This window comes from Pseudomonas sp. UBA6753, from assembly GCF_002453565.1.
GTDB lineage: Bacteria > Pseudomonadota > Gammaproteobacteria > Pseudomonadales > Pseudomonadaceae > Aquipseudomonas > Aquipseudomonas putida_Z.
Map to the genome: position 1 here is coordinate 99,298 of NZ_DKHD01000054.1, position 16,848 is coordinate 116,145.

15 protein-coding genes are annotated in these 16,848 nt (G+C 63.0%); 10 read left to right on the forward strand and 5 right to left on the reverse strand.

The features are described from left to right. Window positions 1-150: 150 nt before the first annotated feature. From B2790_RS20930 to B2790_RS20945, 4 genes are read left to right on the forward strand one after another with little or no spacing between them, the layout of a single operon-like run. The gene (locus tag B2790_RS20930) at window positions 151-939 is read left to right on the forward strand and encodes a ParA family protein (RefSeq protein ID WP_025340066.1); all 789 of its coding nucleotides are present in this window, start codon (window positions 151-153) and stop codon (window positions 937-939) included. Further along, window positions 939-1,832, forward strand: a complete 894-nt coding sequence (locus tag B2790_RS20935) for a CheW domain-containing protein (RefSeq protein ID WP_025340065.1) — start codon at window positions 939-941, stop codon at window positions 1,830-1,832. The genes B2790_RS20930 and B2790_RS20935 overlap by 1 nt, the downstream gene beginning before the upstream one ends. A gap of 41 nt (window positions 1,833-1,873) precedes the next feature. Then, a complete protein-coding gene (locus tag B2790_RS20940) occupies window positions 1,874-2,353 on the forward strand; it encodes a chemotaxis protein CheW (protein ID WP_003254393.1) in 480 nt (159 codons plus the stop codon). Window position 2,354: 1 nt separating this feature from the next. Beyond that, entirely contained in the window at window positions 2,355-2,750 is a 396-nt protein-coding gene (locus B2790_RS20945) for a DUF2802 domain-containing protein (protein WP_025340064.1), read from the forward strand. A 56-nt stretch (window positions 2,751-2,806) separates the two neighbouring features. On the opposite strand, the gene B2790_RS20950 is transcribed toward B2790_RS20945, so the two are convergent. Next, window positions 2,807-5,671, reverse strand: coding sequence for a dermonecrotic toxin domain-containing protein (locus tag B2790_RS20950; protein ID WP_286919654.1), 2,865 nt, complete (start codon window positions 5,669-5,671; stop codon window positions 2,807-2,809). Beyond that, the gene (locus B2790_RS20955; RefSeq protein WP_286919655.1) at window positions 5,668-8,421 is read right to left on the reverse strand and encodes a dermonecrotic toxin domain-containing protein; all 2,754 of its coding nucleotides are present in this window, start codon (window positions 8,419-8,421) and stop codon (window positions 5,668-5,670) included. Before B2790_RS20955 ends, B2790_RS20950 begins: the two co-directional genes overlap by 4 nt. 234 nt (window positions 8,422-8,655) lie before the next feature. On the opposite strand from B2790_RS20955, the gene B2790_RS20960 reads away from it, so the two are divergent. The 6 genes from B2790_RS20960 to B2790_RS20985 all read left to right on the forward strand — a co-directional run bounded on the left by B2790_RS20960 (window position 8,656) and on the right by B2790_RS20985 (window position 13,815). Further along, complete coding sequence (locus tag B2790_RS20960) at window positions 8,656-9,231, forward strand: GNAT family N-acetyltransferase (protein ID WP_075045911.1); 576 nt, start codon at window positions 8,656-8,658, stop codon at window positions 9,229-9,231. A gap of 75 nt (window positions 9,232-9,306) precedes the next feature. Next, window positions 9,307-10,029 carry a TenA family transcriptional regulator gene (locus tag B2790_RS20965; protein WP_075045910.1) on the forward strand — a complete coding sequence of 241 codons (723 nt, stop codon included), beginning with the start codon at window positions 9,307-9,309 and terminating at the stop codon, window positions 10,027-10,029. Between the two features lie 23 nt (window positions 10,030-10,052). Then, window positions 10,053-11,282 (forward strand): MFS transporter, encoded by a 1,230-nt coding sequence (locus B2790_RS20970; RefSeq protein ID WP_024087451.1) that lies wholly within the window; start codon window positions 10,053-10,055, stop codon window positions 11,280-11,282. 49 nt (window positions 11,283-11,331) lie between these two features. Continuing rightward, window positions 11,332-12,597, forward strand: coding sequence for an aminotransferase class I/II-fold pyridoxal phosphate-dependent enzyme (locus B2790_RS20975; RefSeq protein WP_286919656.1), 1,266 nt, complete (start codon window positions 11,332-11,334; stop codon window positions 12,595-12,597). Next, window positions 12,590-12,817: a hypothetical protein gene (locus tag B2790_RS20980; protein WP_286919657.1), complete on the forward strand. Its 228-nt coding sequence runs from the start codon at window positions 12,590-12,592 to the stop codon at window positions 12,815-12,817. The genes B2790_RS20975 and B2790_RS20980 overlap by 8 nt, the downstream gene beginning before the upstream one ends. Window positions 12,818-13,137: 320 nt before the next feature. Beyond that, window positions 13,138-13,815, forward strand: coding sequence for a dienelactone hydrolase family protein (locus B2790_RS20985; RefSeq protein ID WP_286919658.1), 678 nt, complete (start codon window positions 13,138-13,140; stop codon window positions 13,813-13,815). Window positions 13,816-13,825: 10 nt separating this feature from the next. Here the strand turns inward: B2790_RS20985 and B2790_RS20990 are convergent, their stop codons facing one another. The 3 genes from B2790_RS20990 to B2790_RS21000 form a co-directional block, all read right to left on the reverse strand. Further along, window positions 13,826-14,797 carry a GlxA family transcriptional regulator gene (locus B2790_RS20990; RefSeq protein ID WP_286919659.1) on the reverse strand — a complete coding sequence of 324 codons (972 nt, stop codon included), beginning with the start codon at window positions 14,795-14,797 and terminating at the stop codon, window positions 13,826-13,828. Between the two features lie 91 nt (window positions 14,798-14,888). Beyond that, a complete protein-coding gene (locus B2790_RS20995) occupies window positions 14,889-15,230 on the reverse strand; it encodes an EscU/YscU/HrcU family type III secretion system export apparatus switch protein (RefSeq protein WP_075045906.1) in 342 nt (113 codons plus the stop codon). Then, the gene (locus B2790_RS21000; RefSeq protein ID WP_286919660.1) at window positions 15,227-16,783 is read right to left on the reverse strand and encodes a flagellar hook-length control protein FliK; all 1,557 of its coding nucleotides are present in this window, start codon (window positions 16,781-16,783) and stop codon (window positions 15,227-15,229) included. Before B2790_RS21000 ends, B2790_RS20995 begins: the two co-directional genes overlap by 4 nt. Window positions 16,784-16,848 lie beyond the last annotated feature (65 nt).

Sequence of the window (16,848 nt, forward strand, 5' to 3'; positions counted from 1 at the left end):
CCGCGAATCAGGCGATGCGGTGAATGGCACCGGCTGCGCCGGTGTTCGCGGGCGCGCCCGCTCCCACAGGGATCGCGCCAGCTTTCCGATGTTGAGCAAGACAGTTGCCCCAGCAGTGTCCCTGCCAAATCAATAGATAGAGTTTGCTTGATGAGAGTCTGGGCAGTAGCCAATCAAAAAGGTGGCGTCGGCAAGACCACCACTACCATCGCCCTGGCCGGCCTGCTGGCCGAGGCCGGCAAGCGCGTGGTCGTTGTCGACCTCGACCCGCACGGCTCGATGACCAGCTATTTCGGGCACAACCCCGATGCCCTGGAGCACAGCTGCTACGACCTGTTCCTGCACAAGGGCGCGGTGCCCGAGGGCCTGCCCGGGCAACTGCTGCTGCCCACCAGTGACGAACGCATCTCGCTGTTGCCGTCGAGTACCGCGCTGGCGGTGCTGGAGCGCCAGTCACCGGGGCAGAACGGCCTGGGCCTGGTGATCGCCAAGAGTCTGGCGCAGCTGTGGCAGGATTTCGACTTTGCCCTGATCGACAGCCCACCCTTGCTCGGTGTGCTGATGGTCAATGCCCTGGCAGCCAGCCAGCAGCTGGTGATCCCGGTGCAAACCGAATTCCTCGCGGTCAAGGGCCTGGAGCGCATGGTCGGTACCCTGGCCATGGTCAACCGCTCGCGCAAGCAGGCGCTGCCGTACCAGATCGTGCCGACCTTGTTCGACCGCCGCACCCAGGCCTCGCTGGCCACGCTCAAGCTGCTGCGTGACACCTACGACCAGCATGTATGGCAGGGCTACATCCCGGTGGATACGCGCCTGCGCGATGCCAGCCGCAAGGGCGTCACGCCCTCGCAATTCGACAGCAAGAGCCGCGGGCTGATTGCCTATCGGGCGCTGCTCAAGCACCTGCTGACCTACAAGACTGCAGCGCAGGTGGCCTGATGACCCAGACCCGGCAAACCAATACCCGGCCACAGATGGCCCTGCAGTCATACCTCGACGGCCTGCTGCAGGAGGCCACCGAAGCCGAAGACCTGTTCGAGGCGCCAGCGGCGGCGGACGAGTTCGCCGAAGCGGTGCGCGAAGAGCAGGCGCGTGATGCCTTGCAGCAAGCCAGGCCGGCGTCAGCCGAAGCGACCGTCAGCCCCGCACCACGGCCGTTCGCCGAGCCCAGGCTGGCGGTGCTGCCCCGCGTGATGCCGGTGGAAGCACCGGTGGTGACGGTGGTCGAGCGCGAAGTGGTGGCCGAGGCCAGCATCCCGGTGCTGGTCGAAGAGCAAACCGTGGAACCGGCAGTGCCGCTGGTGGATGTGCACCTGCCGGCGCCGCAGGTGCCCGTGCCCCCGGCCACGGTCGATGGCCGCCCGGCCTGGGCCGCCGAGCCGTTCGAATGCCTGCTGTTCGACGTGGCGGGCCTGACCCTGGCGGTGCCGCTGGTGTGCCTGGGCTCGATCTACACCCTGGCCGGCCAGGAACTGACACCGCTGTTCGGCCAGCCCGACTGGTTCCTCGGCATCCTGACCTGCCAGGCCGGCAACCTGAAGGTGCTGGATACCGCGCGTTGGGTGATGCCCGACCGCTACCGCGATGATTTTCGCCAGGGCCTGCAATACGTGATTTCCGTGCAGGGCTACGAATGGGGGCTGGCCGTGCACCAGGTCAGCCGCTCGCTGCGCCTGGACCCGTCCGAGATCAAGTGGCGCAGCCAGCGTGGCCAGCGCCCGTGGCTGGCCGGCACGGTGATTGAACACATGTGTGCACTGCTCGACGTCGCCGCACTGGCCGAGCTGATCGCCAGTGGTGCGGTCAAGCAGATGCATGCCAAACAGAAATGACACCGAATACACCGCCGATGGCGGATTTTGAGGGTAGGGGAATGAAAAAGTCGTCTGCACAAGGTTCCGAAGATCCGATCCTGCAGTGGGTTACCTTCCGTCTGGACAATGAGTCCTACGGCATCAACGTGATGCAGGTGCAGGAAGTGTTGCGCTACACCGAGATCGCCCCGGTGCCGGGTGCGCCAAGCTACGTGCTGGGCATCATCAACCTGCGCGGCAACGTGGTGACCGTGATCGACACCCGCCAGCGCTTTGGCCTGATGCCGACCGAAGTCACCGACAACACCCGTATCGTCATCATCGAGGCCGACAAGCAAGTGGTCGGTATCCTGGTCGACAGCGTGGCCGAGGTGGTGTACCTGCGCCAGTCCGAGATCGAGACCGCGCCGAACGTGGGTAACGAAGAATCGGCCAAGTTCATCCAGGGCGTGTGCAACAAGAATGGCGAACTGCTGATCCTGGTCGAGCTGGACAAGATGATGACCGAGGAAGAGTGGTCCGAGCTGGAGAACATCTGAGTTGATCCTACAGGTTGCTGTCATCTTCCTGGCGCTGGTCTGGGCGCTGAGCCTGTGGTTCTTCCTCAACTACAGCAAGCGCCAGCGCGAGCTGGCCGCGCAACAGGCCGAGGGTGATGCCCTGCGTGACCAGCGCATCAAGGACCTCGCCAAGCGCCTGGACGACTACCAGAACGGTACCGTGCGCATGGGCGAGGCGCTGCACGACCTGCGCGTGGCGGTTGCCCCGCTGCCAGACAAGATCCAGCAGCTGGAGCAGCGCGACCCGCACAACGTCACCTTCACCCAGGCGGCCAAGCTGGTGGGCATGGGCGCCAGCGTGGCCGAGCTGACCGAAAGCTGCGGCCTGACCCAGGCCGAGGCAGAGCTGATGAGCAAGCTGCATCGCAGCAACTGATTGCCATGAGCATTGCGCGGCCCCTTATACAGTGGCCGCGCAAGCTCGCCCGGCAGTCAGTAGCCCTGTGCGTTCCCCGCCATTGCGACCTCTTCCAATGGCAGCAAGCGCAGCTCTGCACGCCGTTGTGCTGCTTCATCCAGCAGCGCGTCGTAGTTCAGGGTGTGCATGTTTGCCAGGTCCGCCACCTGCCTGAAGGTGTACAGCTCAGGTAGACGTTGGTCGATCACATGGTTGAGCACCGCAGGCCCGGTCAGCGTGTTGAGCCTTTCGGTATAGGCCTGGAATGCCGCCGCATGCTGTCGCGGCGGTTTGGGGGCCTCGTAGAACGCCTGGCCCTCCGGAGTGAGGTAACGCGCCAGTATCTCGTCGGAAATGGCGTTCAGCACCGGATTGCCAGCACGGCTACCAATCATGCTGGTGTTGTAGCTGGTATACATGCCCAATTGCGCATTGCACACCGGGCTCCTCAACAGCAGCCCGTCGAGGGGTGTGGTGAGCGGTTCGCTGTCGATCTTTGCCCGCAGCTGCCCGGTTGCGTCCGGCTCGACCAGCAGATGGTCGTCGATATCCAGGTAGATGCCCCCTTCGCTGTGCAGGACGCGGTAGCGCAAGATGTCGGAGGCCGAGGAGAAGTTGCTCGCCACACCGCCATTCCCTTCCAGCGCAGCTTGGTACTGGTCGAAGTATTCACTTGCCGCGAATTGATGATAGAAAGTCTGCTGCTCCAGTACTGCAACCTTCAATCCCCTGTCGATGCGGGGCTGCAGCAGGGTCATGTTGCGTTCGAATGCCTGAGGGTTTGCGTTGGAGAGGTAGAGCTTGAGCGTGAAATCGCTGTTGCGCAGTGCCTGCACATTGTTGTCGAGCGCAGCCAGGTAATCACCGGCGATCGTCCTGTCACCCAGCCAGATGTGAAATACCTGCCTGGGGACGGGTATGCCTGGTGCAGTCCCCAGTGCATCGAGGTCGACGGGCAGCTGCAGATCGATACCCAGTGCCCGCAGTGTGCGCGAGCGCGATGCCGGGCTGATTTCCCGCAACGGGTCCGTATCGGGCAGCAGTCGGCTGATCGAGGGCTGCAGCGGATCGGCACTGGCCACATAGTTTTGGGCGCCGCGTGTGCCGTTGGGGTACTTGAGCACGAAGCTGTCCCGTCGGGCGTCGTAGTAGAGCGGGTGCGGGCCATTGCCCACATCGCCGATCAGTTCGTCACCCGTGCCGAATGCCCTGCGCCGCGTTACGCAGCGGGCAATGTGTGAATCGGCGCCGGACCAGCTGGCGGCTACCTGGTCGCCCGCTACTGCCAGGTCCTGGAAATAGGGTGTCATCGCAGGCCCGGGCCAGCGTGGCGGCGAGACCGGGCTCAGCGGGTAGCCTATGCGGCCATTGAGCCTCACCGGTTTGATGAAGCCAATGGGGCGTTGGCCGAACAGCGCCTTGCTCGCCTTGAGCCCACGCGCCAGCCCCGGGGCTGCGTTCAGCAGGCCGAACACGGCCTGCTCCGCGCCTTCGAGCTGTTGGTTCACATCCTTGCCGTGCAGCGCCTGGTCCAGGCCCACTGTAAATTGAGCCACCCCGGCCACGGCAGCCAGGGGTAGCAGTCCGGGAACCACCAGCAGAAACGGTGTGGCCAGGTTCATGGTCAGGTAGAAATAGCTGCGCCATGCGGCCTTGGTCACTTCACTGTCGCCCGTGATCAGGAAGTCGGCGTCGGATTGGCTGCGTTGACGTTGTGCCACCGTCAATGCCTCGAACAGGTTGTATTCGATGCGTGGGCTGTAAGTGTCCGCCTTGTAGTTGATCAGGGTGTGCGGGTTCCATACCCTGGCCAGGCGATACACGCTGGTTGCAGGCAGGATGATCCGTCGGGGCGGGAAATCGCCCATGCCTTGAAGTACCCGACGCAACCCCGACCGGCCGATCCTGTCCGGAATATCGCAGGCCCTGAAGTGGGCAAGCAGGGCCGCCCGTTTGTCCGCGTCGCGGCACTGCCTGGCAAGCCACGCACGCATGGCGCCCGGGTTGGCGAACTCATGCAACGGCGCCGCATTGCCCGGTATGTACAGCAAGGTCAGGCGGCTGCGCGTATCGCTCAGGCAGAGGATGTCGCTTGATGGGTAGCCATTGATGTTCAGCAGCCTGGCGTCTACCCCGTTGGCACTGATGCTGGCGCCGTGGTGCCAGCGTTCCACGCCTGCCGCCCGCCACGCCAGGCTGCGCCCCTGTTCACTGAGGTTGCCCCGCAATGCCTGCTGGTTGCAGGCAGCGAGGAATGCGATGCACGCGCTGACGCTGTACTGGCTGGCGGCATGGGCCCAGAAGTCATCGAGCTGGCGTTTGAATACACCCTGGAAGTCGAGTTGCCAGATGAAGGACTGGAAGGTCGTGGCGTCGAACTGCACATAAGTGCTGGCGTCGTAGCGCATGGGTGCGGTCTGGCGGAAAAGGCCATGGAATTCGGTGTGCACATCGATGTCATGGGCCAGGCCGCTTCCTGGCAATTCATCGACGATCGTCACCTGACCATGACTGAAGGCCTGGGCCCAGGGTGCTCGACCGTGTGGCAGGGACAGCTCTGGCAGTAGACCGAGCAGGTCGACGGTGGCCGTCCCGCCTCTTAGCAGCAGCTGCGCGGTTTGCTCGGCAACCTTGGAGTAGCCGCTTTGCTGCCAGTTGCCAAGCAGCGCTTCGGTCATGCTCATTTGTTGGACGACCTTGGCCAGCCAGCCCTGCTTGGGAACGAATTTGCAATGCAAGGTCACCGCAAGCGTGTTGTCGGGTTCCACGTCCAGCCGCTGCTGGCTGGCCCATTCGCGGATGGCTGCACTGGCACTGCGGTCAGGGCGAGGCACGGAACCCAGCATCGCCTTGACGTAGTCTTGGCCGGCTGCGCCGACCACAGGTTGACGCGGGTTCATGTTCGGCTCCAGGAATGGTTGCCGCCGACAGTGGCGAACCGGTTCAGGGGCAGGAGCGTACGCACCGAGTCGCGCATGCGTGGCAGATCGACGAACCGGTAGGCATTGATGCGCGGCATCCCATAGAGATTGGTGAGCTGGCGCAGGATGCGCAGGCTCGGCAGTTGCCGATCGACCACGTCGCTGAGCAGGGCAGGGCCGGTGAGGTAGCTCAGGCGCCTGGCATACTCATAGAAATTCCCCGGGTCTTCAGCCAGGCTGGGCTTGCTGTCGTAGAAGTCGCGATTGAGCTGGTAGCGTGCGAGCATCTCTTCGGAAATGGCCTCCAGGGTGGGGTTGCCGGGGTGGCTGCCGATAAGGCTGGAATTGTAGAGACTGTTCATGCTCATCTTTTCATTGGACATGGGCGGTACCAGCAGCAGCCCTGTGGCGTCCGTGCTTAGTTCGACCTGATCGATGGGTTCACCGGCGGGACCTACCGGTTGCCCGTCGATGATCAATGAGTACTCGCCTGGCGCGAGCAAGGTGTCATCGACATCCATGTACAAGCCACCCTCGTGGTGCAGCATCGGGTAGCGCAGCACATCGCATGCCGATGCATAGTTGCTGGCAACGCCGCCGTTGCCATCCAGGGCAGCGTCGTACTGCGCGTAGTATCTGCTTTGTCGAAAAGCCCTGAAGAAGGCCTGCTCCTCCAGCGGCAGAACTTGCAAGCCCGGAGCATGACTGGCCAGCAGCTCCAGGTTTTCGGCATAGGCGTGCCGGGCAGTGCTGGAAAGGAACAACCGTATGCTGTATTCGCTGTCTTGCAACTGCGCTGCGTTCTGGCCCAGATTGGCCAGCAGCTCCGGGCCGATGACCCGGTCACCGACCCAGAGGCAGGAGATGCGTTTGGGTATTGGCCAACTGCCCGGCGCTCTGGCAGGTACATGTAGCGGCAATGGCAGGTCCACGCCCAGCGCCCGCAGGGTGCGGTTGCGCATTGCATGGGTAACCACGCGCCCTTGCGGCGCGGGGCTCAGGTTCCGGCTGTCGGGTACCGCCACGAAGCCTACAGGGTCGACCTGGTTCAGGTCTTCGGCCCGAATGAAAACATCCCGCTCCATGTCGTAGATCATTCTGGCGTTGTAGCCCTTGATGTTCGCTGCCAGGGTGTCTGGCTCACCATCGTACTGGGGCGTACGAATGACTGCGTCGGCAACCGCCTGGTCACAGTCAGGCAGTGGCTCTATCGGGTCGGTGATATGGAAGTAGCTTGCGCCCTCGGGCTCGGGAAAGCGCGGTGGCGAGAGTGGGCTCAGAGGGTAGCCGATCTGTTCATTCAGCCGCGTCGGCGGCGCGAAACCCTCGACCTTGAATTCGAACAGTGCCTTGCCCCTTGCGGCAGCGCCTGCCGCCAGGGGCAAGGCGTTGAACAGGCCCCAGGTGATGTTGCCGATACCTTCTTGCTGTTGCTGCAGTGACTTGCCGTTGATTGCCTGGTCGAGCCCCAGGCCAAGCTGGGCGATGCCACCGATGGCCAGCAGCGGCCCCAGGCCGGGTACCACCAGGCACAGTGGCGCCAGCAGGTTGAGCGTAGTGGCCAGGTAGCCACGCCACTTGGCCTTGATGACTTCGCTGTCAGCCGTGATCAGAAACGCGGCATCGTCGTAGCTGCGCTGACGCTGGCGCTCGGCCAATGCCTGGAAAAGGTCGCCCTTGATCCTTGGGTTGTACCTGGTAGGTCGATAGTTGACATAGGTCTGCGGCGGCCAGGTGCCGTCGTCGTTGAAATAGCCGTGTTCGGGAGGCAGCAGGTGCCGTTCAGGGTAGGCGCCCAGCCCCTCCATGGCAGTGTCCAGGCCGCTGAAGTCGAGGCCTTGCGGGCAATCTGCCAGGCGAAAATGCTGTTTCAGGGCCTGGCGTTTGGTCGGGTCTTTGCATTGTTCGCCGACCCAGGCCTTCAATTCTCGTTCGCTGCTGAACGTCAGCAACGGTGAGCTGTTGCCAGGTACGTACAGCACCGTCAGGTCGGTGGCGGGGTCGTTCAGGTACAGCAGGTCGGTCGCTGCATAGCCGTAGATGCTCAAGGTACTGCATCGCAGCCTGTTACGCCGTGGCATAAGCCCGGCCGCTTGCCAGACCAGTTGCCGTGCAGGCTCGCTGAGGCTGCCCTCGCTGACCTGTCTGTTGCAGGCTGCGATGAAGTTGAGCTTCAGCGCCAGCCTGTGACTGTGCAGATGGTCACGCCAGTACACATCCAGCGCCGCCTTGAAAGGCTGCTGGAAGTCCAGGTTGCTGATGAACTGCTGGAAGGCTTCGGCGCTTACCGGCAAATGGGTGGAAGCGTCGTAGCGTTGCGGGGTAGTGCGCCGAAACAGGCCGTTGAATACTTCGAAGGGTGCCCCGTAGTGATTGAAGACGGGTTGCGGGAGGGTTCCCACCAACCGTATCGGGCCTGCGGGTAACGCACCGGCCCACGGTGCTTGCAGCAGCTTGCCGAACATGTCACTAGCAGACTCACCCTGCCAGTTGCCCAGCAGTGCCTGAGTCAGGCTGGTGCGCTGGCTGATTGCGGCCAGATGGCCACCTGCGCCGTCCGGGCAATAGTGAAGGGTAACGACGTCGAGCTGGTCCGGGTCCAGGTCATGGCCTTGCTTTGCGAGCCATTGGCGGATGGCGCGGTTGGCTTCACGATCGGGGCGAGGCACATGGCCGAGGTGGTCTATAACGTAATGCGTGCCCATCACGTTGATGCGAGTCGAATGCATGGGGGTACCTTGCGCTGAGATGAAGCCGGCAAGGTTGAAGCAGGGGCACGAAAAGACGGTGGTAGATATGTCGGTAAGGCGCTTGGCCGATCTCGTCACCCCCTGGCCCTCGGGCGCTGATGGCATTTTGGTCGTGGATGTCACTATCCTTCCGCTTCCTGTCCGGTTCCCTTCTTACCCGGCATCGCACTTAAACGTTTAAATCCCTGCTTGTACGCACAAGGGATTTACGCAATGAGCACCCTCTCTTCAAAGCAGGTGGCCCCTGGCGAGCCACAGTTGCAGTGGTTGCGTCAGGCCGACAGCGATACCGCGCCGGCCATCATGCAACTGATCAACAGCACGGTTGGCGATGGCGGTGTTCTGGGTTACGAGCACGAGATGTCTGCCGGGCAGAGCGTCGAATTCACGGCCTCGTTGCAAGAGCGCATCCATGGCGGCAATACCCATGTCCTGCTCGGCCAGGCAATGGCGGGGCCGGCCTGCCTGGTCATTGTTTCGCGCAGCAGCATGCCGAACTGCCGGCATATTGCCGACCTGAGCAAAGGCGTGGTGCACCCGGCCTATCGCGGGACCGGCCTGGTGGCACGGGCTTTCAGCGAAGTCGTGCGCCTGTGCCAGGCCCAAGGTATCGAGCTGTTGACCCTGGATGTACGCGAGGGCACCCGTGCACACCGGTTATGGCAAACCTTCGGCTTCCAGACCTACGGCGTGCTGGACGACTACGCACGTGTCGATGGCGTGAAGCATCGCGGCCATTACATGGCCCAGCCCGTGGAAAGCCTTGCGCTGCGACTCAACCTGGACTGAGTTGCCCTTCGTCGACTCTGCCTGTGGCCATCGCGGTCAACGGCACCTGCCTCTCTCACCCAAGGAACACCCTAAATGGCCTTATCTACTGCAGCCTTTCGCGATCAGCTGGAGCAGAAATTGCACCACCATCTGACCCTGTCCCACCCGATATTCAAGGAACTGCTTGCGCCTGAGGGCAACAGGCCGCTGCTGCGCAAGGTCGCGTTGCAAGGCTATCAGCTCACCAAGTACTTCCTGACCTATGTCGAGCACTTGTTCTTTCATTGCCCGTTGCCTGCCCACAAGCGGGCACTGATCACCAATTGTTTCGAAGAAGAAACCGGCCGGCTTTCCCGCACCGACAACCATGTCGTGCTCATGCAGAATTTCCTGAGGGCGCTCGGCATCAGCGATGCCGAGCGTGATGCCGAGCAGCCGCTGCCAGCCACCTGGGAACTGATCGATTTCCGCCTGCAGGCGGTACGTGACCCGGCGCGTTATCACATTGGTGCGGCAGCAGTGATGATCGCCAGCGAAGGGCAAAACCTCGAGACCGTCGCTGGAGATGCACGGCATGTGTTGCTGGGGCGTGCCTATGGCCTGGCCGAACAAGACTTGCTGTTCTTCTCGGTGCACCAGAAGGAAGACGTAGGCCACGTCAATGAAGGCTTGGACCTTGTCTCGCAGTTGTGCACCACGGCGCAGATGCAAGAAGAGGCGTTGCAGGCTGTAGACCACACCTGCCAGCTGTTCTACGCGATGTACGAAAACATGTACCAGGCGTATTGCCGAGCTCCGCAGGCCGAGGCGGTGTAATGCCCACACGATAAGGATTGGCCATGAAACAGAAATTCAGCTCTACCTTGATCGTCTCGGTGCTGGTCGTCGGCTTCGTGGTGATGTTTCTGTCCAGCGCCTTGAAGGGGTTGTACCAAGTCTACTTCGTCGACCTGGCCTCCCACTTTGGCGAGGGGCGCGCAGCCTTGGCTACCGCAGGATCGCTGTTCGTCCTGACCATTGGCCTGGTATCGCCCGTGGTGGGGTGGCTGAGCGACAGGGTTGGGCCCTTGAGCACGGTGGCCCTGGGCAGTGTCAGCGGCGGGGTGGTGCTGCTGGGCGTGACATTCGCAGGCACGCACCTGCTGGTGTTCACACTGTTGTATGGCCTGCTCGGCGCCTTTGCCCTCGCTGCGATGACCTATGTACCCATGGGTATTCTGGTCGATCGCCTGGTCGCTGAACGGTTCAAGGCCTTCGCTTTCGCATTCGTCACCAACGGCACCTCCATTGGCTTCATCGTGCTGTCGCCGTTGTGGATCATGCTGCAGCAGAGCGTGCCCTGGCAGTCGGTGTTCTCCTGGGTTGGCCTGATCTTTCTGGTGCCTTTGAGCCTGGCGCTGTATTGGGTATCCCGCACCGTGCCGTTGAAGCCCGACCCGCAGGCGGCAAAGGTCAGGCATCCGGTGATGTTTCTGCTGCGTGACCCGCGCTTCTTCGTGCTGGCCCTCAGTTTCGCCAGTTGTGGTGCCACCATGGCGTTCATCGATGTTCATCTGGTGTCGTTCTGGCAGGGTGAGGCGCTGCCCAGTTCGGTGCAGGCCAGCGGCTTGAGCCTGTTAGGTGTGCTGGAGCTGGTCAGCGGCCTGCTCGCGGGTTGGTTGGCTACCCGCTACAACAAGGGCCTGCTGCTGATGATGTTCTACCTGCTGCGAACCGCTGCGGTCATCGTGCTGCTGACCACGCCCGGGCCCCTTGGAACGTACGTGTTCGCTGTGCTGTTTGGCGCCAGTTACCTCGGAACGGTGGTGCTCACATCTGCCTTCTGCTTCGCGCTGTATGGCGCCGAAATCAAAGGCAAGGTGTTCGGGATGCTGTTCCTGGTACATCAACTTGGCGCGTTGGTGGCCACGCAGCTGGGCGCACTGGATTTCGACCGGCATCAAAGCTACCAGCTGACCTTGGCCGGCCTGGCCACGGCCACGGCGGTGGCTGCCCTGGCATCGTTGTGGCTGATAGCGGTTCGCCCATCAAGCGAAACCCTGGCTGCTCAACTCGCTGAACCTGAATAGTCCACCGATCAATTGCGCATTGTTCAATGCAAACAAGGAGGCGCAAACCATGCAATCGACCGTGATTGGCCTGGATGATTTCAACGCAACTGATTTCAATGCAACTGGGGCACTGCATGCTCACCGGGTCAGCGACCTGTCCGATGTGTTCTGCGAGCCGTTGGCCATGACGTCCGCCTATACCTTCGCTTCAGCGAAAGAGGCTTGCGAGCGCTTCAGCGGGCAACAGCAGGGCAATGTATACAGCCGCTTCACCAACCCGACCGTTCAAGCGTTTGAAAGCCGTGTGGCGGCGCTCGAACACGCTGAAAGTGCAGTGGCGTTCGCTTCCGGCATGGGCGCTTTCACCGCGCTTTGTCACGCCTTTCTCCAGCAAGGCGACAACATCGTCTGCAGCCGTGACGTGTTCGGCACTACCGTCAATGCCTTCAGCTATTACATGGCCCGCTTCGGGATCGAGGCCCGATTCGTCGATTTGACAGACCTGGCGCAGTGGAAGTCGGCAATCGACGGCAGGACCCGCCTGGTGGTGTTGGAGTCGCCCTCCAATCCGCTGCTGAAAATCGGTGATATCCGCGCGGTAAGCTCGCTGGCACATGAAAAAGGGGCGTTGCTGGTGGTGGACAACACCTTGCTGACCCCGGTTTTTCAGCGGCCACACACACTGGGAGCGGACCTGGTCATCCACTCCGCTGGCAAGTACATGGATGGCCAAGGGCGTGCATTGGCGGGCGTCGTGACGGGGTCGCAAAGCCTGATGCAGGTGTTGCGGGGTGTTCTGCGTACCTTGGGTATTTCTTGCAGCCCGTTCAACGCCTGGTTGCTGCTCAAAAGCCTGGAAACCCTCGAAGTCAGGATGATGCGGGCGCAGGAGAGCGCCTTCGAGCTGGCCCGCTGGCTTACCCATCAGGAGCTGGTGACCGCGGTGCATTACACCGGCCTGGAGCACCACCCCCAGCATGCATTGGCATGCCGCCAGCAGGACGGCCATGGCGGACTGTTGGCTTTCGAGATCGTCGGGGGCCAGGCCGCAGCCTGGCAATGGATTGACCAACTGCGTTGCGTGGCGCGCTGTACCAACATTGGCGACACCCGCAGCATGGTCACGCATCCAGCTACAACCACACACGGGCGGCTGGACGCACAGGCGCGGCATCAGGCGGGTATCTCGGATGGTTTGATCAGGTTGTGCGTCGGCCTGGAGCGTGTGGGCGATATCAAGGCCGACCTGCAACAGGCTTTCCAGGCCGTGTCCTTGCAAACATCCATGGCAGCGCCGGTCGGCCATAACCGGAACGCGGTATTCAATGGCTGAACTGCTCGCTTCAGGATTCGGCATTGGCGTGTTCGCCGTGGGCGTGCAGATCCTTGCATTGATCGCGGTGTATGGCACGGCCTGCGCGAAGGAAGTGCGTTTCTATGCCGTGGCTTTCGCATTGGCGAGTTGCGTGATGGCAGGCATGGCGATGCTCGACCCATTGGCATTCACCCAATGGCATTTCGACGGCCTGGCAGTAATGGCGATGTGCGGATGATGCCGGGCGCCGTCAATTTTCGATAACGGGTGCCGGTTCAACACCCGCTCATGACGTTCAGGGGTAACCAGATGTTCAAAGTAATGGCCATCAGCTTGGTGCTGGGCTGTGCCCTTCAGGTCGCAACGGCTCGGGCTGAGGTCGCTGCCACCAATAGCGGCACCGTTGCCACAGTCAGCAAACGGCTCGTCTCTTTCTATAGTCAGCCACTGCCATCCGCCGGCAAGGCGATACCGATTCGGGTTCCGGCGGTGTTGTCGTTGCCGGCCAAGGCCGCGGGCCCGGTACCGGCTGTGATCATCCTGCATGGCTCGGCGGGTATGGATTCGCGTGGTCCCCTGCATGGCGGTGACCTCAATGCCCGCGGCATCGCAACGCTGGAGTTGGACATGTGGGGCGCGCGCAGGCTCACTGGCGGTGCACAAGGGCGGCCGCCACGCGTGCACGATACCCTGCCGGACCTGGCAGGCGCCCTGGCTTACCTGGCCAAGCAGCCTGGCGTCGACGGCCAGCGCGTGGGAGTGCTCGGGTTTTCCTGGGGGGGCGTACAGGCCATGCTCGCCGCCTCTGCGCCCATCAACGACGAGCTGGAGCAAGCCTCAGGTATTCGCCCCATCTCGATGGCAGCGTTTTACCCCGTGTGCTGGGGTTACAACCATGTGCCAGGTTATACCTTCAAGCATCTGGCCCCGGCTCGCTTGCTGGTGCTGGTAGGCGAAAACGACCAGTACGACGATGACCCGCGTGCCTGCCCGTCGCTGATTTCAAACCTGCCCAGCGAAGACCAGGCGCGTGCGCAGGTGCTGGTTTACCCCGGCGCAGAGCACGGTTTCAACGGGCTGGAGGCCGCCCAGGAGTATCAGGACCCGTTCCTGCACCGTGGCAAGGGCGGCGTGGGGCGTTCGGCACCTGACCCGGCGGCGCGCGACGCTTCGCGCCAGGCCGTGGTGGAGTTCTTCACCGAAAGCTTCGCCCCGACTGCGATAAGCGAGCGGTAGCAGTCGAAATCTAGGCGCGCTCGTGGGCGAGAGCATGGCGAAACTGCAGGGGCGGTTGCGGCATTTCCTGGCGCCATGCCAGGCGAAAGGCATGGCTGCTGCCGTAGCCGCAACGTTCGGCAATCTGTTCCACGTTGAGGTGGGTGCTGCGCAAAAGCTCACGGGCCAGGTCGATGCGTTGGGTGCGCAGGTAGCTCTGCAGCGTTTGACCGGTATTGTCGCGGAACAGCCGCGCCAGGTGCCGGTAGCTGACATTGAACTGGCTGGCCAGTTGTTCGAAGCTGAAGTGGGTACCCAGGTGTGCATCGATGTAGTCTTGGGCCGCATGCACCAACGGGTGGATGTGATTGCGCGCCAGGTCTGCCGCGCGCAGCTGCACATCTTCGCCAGCGCGGCGCCGGTAGATGACCAGCTCCTGCGCCACCTGGTTGGCCACGGCCTTGCCAAATTCCAGGCTGACGATGTGCAGTGCCAGGTCAGTTCCGCTGGACACGCCTGCCGAGGTGAACACGCCATCGTCCTCGACGAACAGGCGGTTCTCCAGCACCTTGGCTGCTGGGTAGCGCATTCGAAGCAAATCGACGTAACGATGGTGCGTGGTGCACTGTCGGCCATCCAGCAAGCCAGCTTCGCCCAGCAGGAACGCACCGGTGCATATGGAGCACAGCTTTATATCCGGCGTTTGCCTGACCACCTTCGCCAGCCACAGGGCGGTGGCGGTCAATATCGCTGTTTCGGCGGGTGTCGCAGAGAGCTTGTTGCCCACCACGAACAGCAAGTCCTGCGGTGCGAGCCGCTCAGGCAGCTGGTGCAGGCCACTCAGTGTCACGCCCTGAAAACTGCTGACCTGTTGTCTGGCGGCTATGCAACGTACGTTGACCGGTGCCAGCTGGAGTTCTTCGAGGCTCGCCATGATTTGTAGCGGGCCGCCTAGATCAAGGATGTGGGTGCCCGGGAGCAGCAAGAACCAGATGGTACGCATTACAGTATTCCTTACATCGCCAAGCGCCTGACCTTGAACGGCACGTTACCAATATGGCGCAAAAAGGCAATTTGCATGGATACCATGGCGGTCAGGCGCCTTCGCCTCCGGGCAGCCTTCCGAGCAGCGGTGGGGTAGGCCCTGGGGCGGCAGGTTCGTCATCGAAGCCCGCAGGCACTTTGCCCCGCAGGTGCCAGGCAAAGGCGATGATTTCGGCAATGGTCAGGTACAGCGCCTCCGGTATCTGGTCCCCCAGCTCCAGGCGCGCCAGCAGGCGCACCAGCTCAGCATTTTCGTAGATCGGCACCTCGTGCTCGCGGGCCAATGCCAGGATGGCCTCGGCCAGCGCATCGTCGCCCTTGGCGGTGAGGGTAGGGGCTTGCTGCCCGTCGTAGAACAGGGCAATCGCCTGCCGTGCAGGTTGGTGCGTCATGCGTTCTCATCCACCCAGCGTTGTTCAACCCGCGTACGCGGGCCTTGTGGCGGGATACCAGGATGGCATTCCAGATCACCCACATCCAGGCCCCGCGCCAACAGGCGTTCGCGCAAGCTGCCGAGCTGGCTGTCGATCAGCCGGGCTGTCGCCTCGCGTTCCGCCCAAAGCTGGCCACCCAGGCGGCCTTGGCTCAGTTGTGCCTGGACCTGCACCGGGCCAAGGGGCGAGAGGTCGAAAGCCAGCTCGATACGCCACAGGGCTTGCAGCGGGTCGGCTGATTCCTGCTGGCGGTCGGCTTGCTGTTGTGGCGTTTCCTCGCGTTGCAGCTTGACCTGCAACGGGATGAACTCCTGGCCGTGACGGATCGGCACTTCGGTTTGCCAGGTGGTCTGCAGGTTGCCGTTTTCCAGGGTACCGGTTTGTTGCAGGCTGCTCATGGCGTGGCTTTGCAGGCGCGACACGGCAGCGGCGGCCAGGCGCAGCAGTTGTTGCAGGTCGCCTTCGTCTTCCATGGCCTTGAGCAGGCGCGACGGCAGCGGGAATGCGCCCGGCTGCGGCTTGGGGCTGACCCGTTCGAGCATGCCCAGCGCGCTGCGGGCCAGGGTCGGCATGGTTACGGCCAGGCTGGCGGGCGCCAGGTTGGGCGCCCCGGGTATGCTGGCCGGCGCGACGGAGATCAGCCGCAGCAAGTGCGCCTTGAGGTCGGTGGCGACGCTGGCCGGGAGGCCGCCCAGCAGTTTGGCTTCGAGAAAGGTACCGCTGTTGTTCAGGGCTTGGGCCACTGCCTTGGCATCACCCAGTTGCCGGGCTTCCGGCAGGGCCGCCAGCAGGCGTTCGGCGCTGGCTCGCAGTTCGCCATCGGCGCCCGGGTCGCGGGCCACCTGTTGCAGGGCATTGAGCAGGCCGGGCAGCGAAGCCTGGCGGTTTTGCTGGGTCAGCAGCTGTTGGGCAATGCTGAGCTGGTCCTGGCGGCCGCTGAGCGGTACGAAACGCAGCGACTGGTCGCCCTGCACCAGCGCGCTGAGCAGGCTACCGACGGCCAGCGGTCGAGGGCTGTCCACGCTCAGGGTTGCGCCGGCCTGGGCACTGTTCAGCAGGCTGACCAGCGCCCGGTAGACGGCGGGCTGGCCGGGCGCCTGGGCCAGCGCCTGGTTGGTCAGGACCTTGCCCTGCAGCAGGGTGCCGACCGGCACCTTGCTGGTGTCCAGCTGAGTGAGGGTGGCGACCTGGCTGGCGCTGGCCTGCTGCAGCATGATCGCCAGGCGGTTGCTTTCGGTCTGGCTGACCGTGACCTGGCTACCCTGGGGCAGGGGCTGGCTGGCGCTGGCTTGCAGCTGGGTCTGGGTGCCGTTGGCCTGCATCAGCCGCAGCACCAGCTGAAAGTCCTGGCCCACCTGGCGCAACGACATGACCTCGGCCTGCGCGGTCTCGCCGGGGGCCATCAAGCCGGGCTGCGGTTGCGTCAGGCGCAGCAGTTCGCCGGTCATGCCCGCCTTGATGGCCTGGGGGCTGATCGCGGTTTGTGCGCCGAGACTGTTGATTTCACTCATGTAGGGTCTACAACCTTTCGAGCTCGCCTGGTTCGCAGCGTGGCGCTGCGTCTCGTCATGCAGTC

Excerpts from the sequence above, each read along its gene's own strand:
- B2790_RS20970 (WP_024087451.1), top strand. The coding sequence starts at position 10,053 with ATGAAACAGAAATTCAGCTCTACCTTGATCGTCTCGGTGCTGGTCGTC.
- B2790_RS20975 (WP_286919656.1), top strand. The coding sequence starts at position 11,332 with ATGCAATCGACCGTGATTGGCCTGGATGATTTCAACGCAACTGATTTC.
- B2790_RS20940 (WP_003254393.1), top strand. The coding sequence starts at position 1,874 with ATGAAAAAGTCGTCTGCACAAGGTTCCGAAGATCCGATCCTGCAGTGG.
- B2790_RS20930 (WP_025340066.1), top strand. The coding sequence starts at position 151 with ATGAGAGTCTGGGCAGTAGCCAATCAAAAAGGTGGCGTCGGCAAGACC.
- B2790_RS20995 (WP_075045906.1), bottom strand. The coding sequence starts at position 15,230 with ATGACGCACCAACCTGCACGGCAGGCGATTGCCCTGTTCTACGACGGG.
- B2790_RS20985 (WP_286919658.1), top strand. The coding sequence starts at position 13,138 with ATGGATTCGCGTGGTCCCCTGCATGGCGGTGACCTCAATGCCCGCGGC.
- B2790_RS20980 (WP_286919657.1), top strand. The coding sequence starts at position 12,590 with ATGGCTGAACTGCTCGCTTCAGGATTCGGCATTGGCGTGTTCGCCGTG.
- B2790_RS20935 (WP_025340065.1), top strand. The coding sequence starts at position 939 with ATGACCCAGACCCGGCAAACCAATACCCGGCCACAGATGGCCCTGCAG.
- B2790_RS21000 (WP_286919660.1), bottom strand. The coding sequence starts at position 16,783 with ATGAGTGAAATCAACAGTCTCGGCGCACAAACCGCGATCAGCCCCCAG.
- B2790_RS20960 (WP_075045911.1), top strand. The coding sequence starts at position 8,656 with ATGAGCACCCTCTCTTCAAAGCAGGTGGCCCCTGGCGAGCCACAGTTG.
- B2790_RS20965 (WP_075045910.1), top strand. The coding sequence starts at position 9,307 with ATGGCCTTATCTACTGCAGCCTTTCGCGATCAGCTGGAGCAGAAATTG.
- B2790_RS20990 (WP_286919659.1), bottom strand. The coding sequence starts at position 14,797 with ATGCGTACCATCTGGTTCTTGCTGCTCCCGGGCACCCACATCCTTGAT.
- B2790_RS20950 (WP_286919654.1), bottom strand. The coding sequence starts at position 5,671 with ATGAACCCGCGTCAACCTGTGGTCGGCGCAGCCGGCCAAGACTACGTC.
- B2790_RS20955 (WP_286919655.1), bottom strand. The coding sequence starts at position 8,421 with ATGCATTCGACTCGCATCAACGTGATGGGCACGCATTACGTTATAGAC.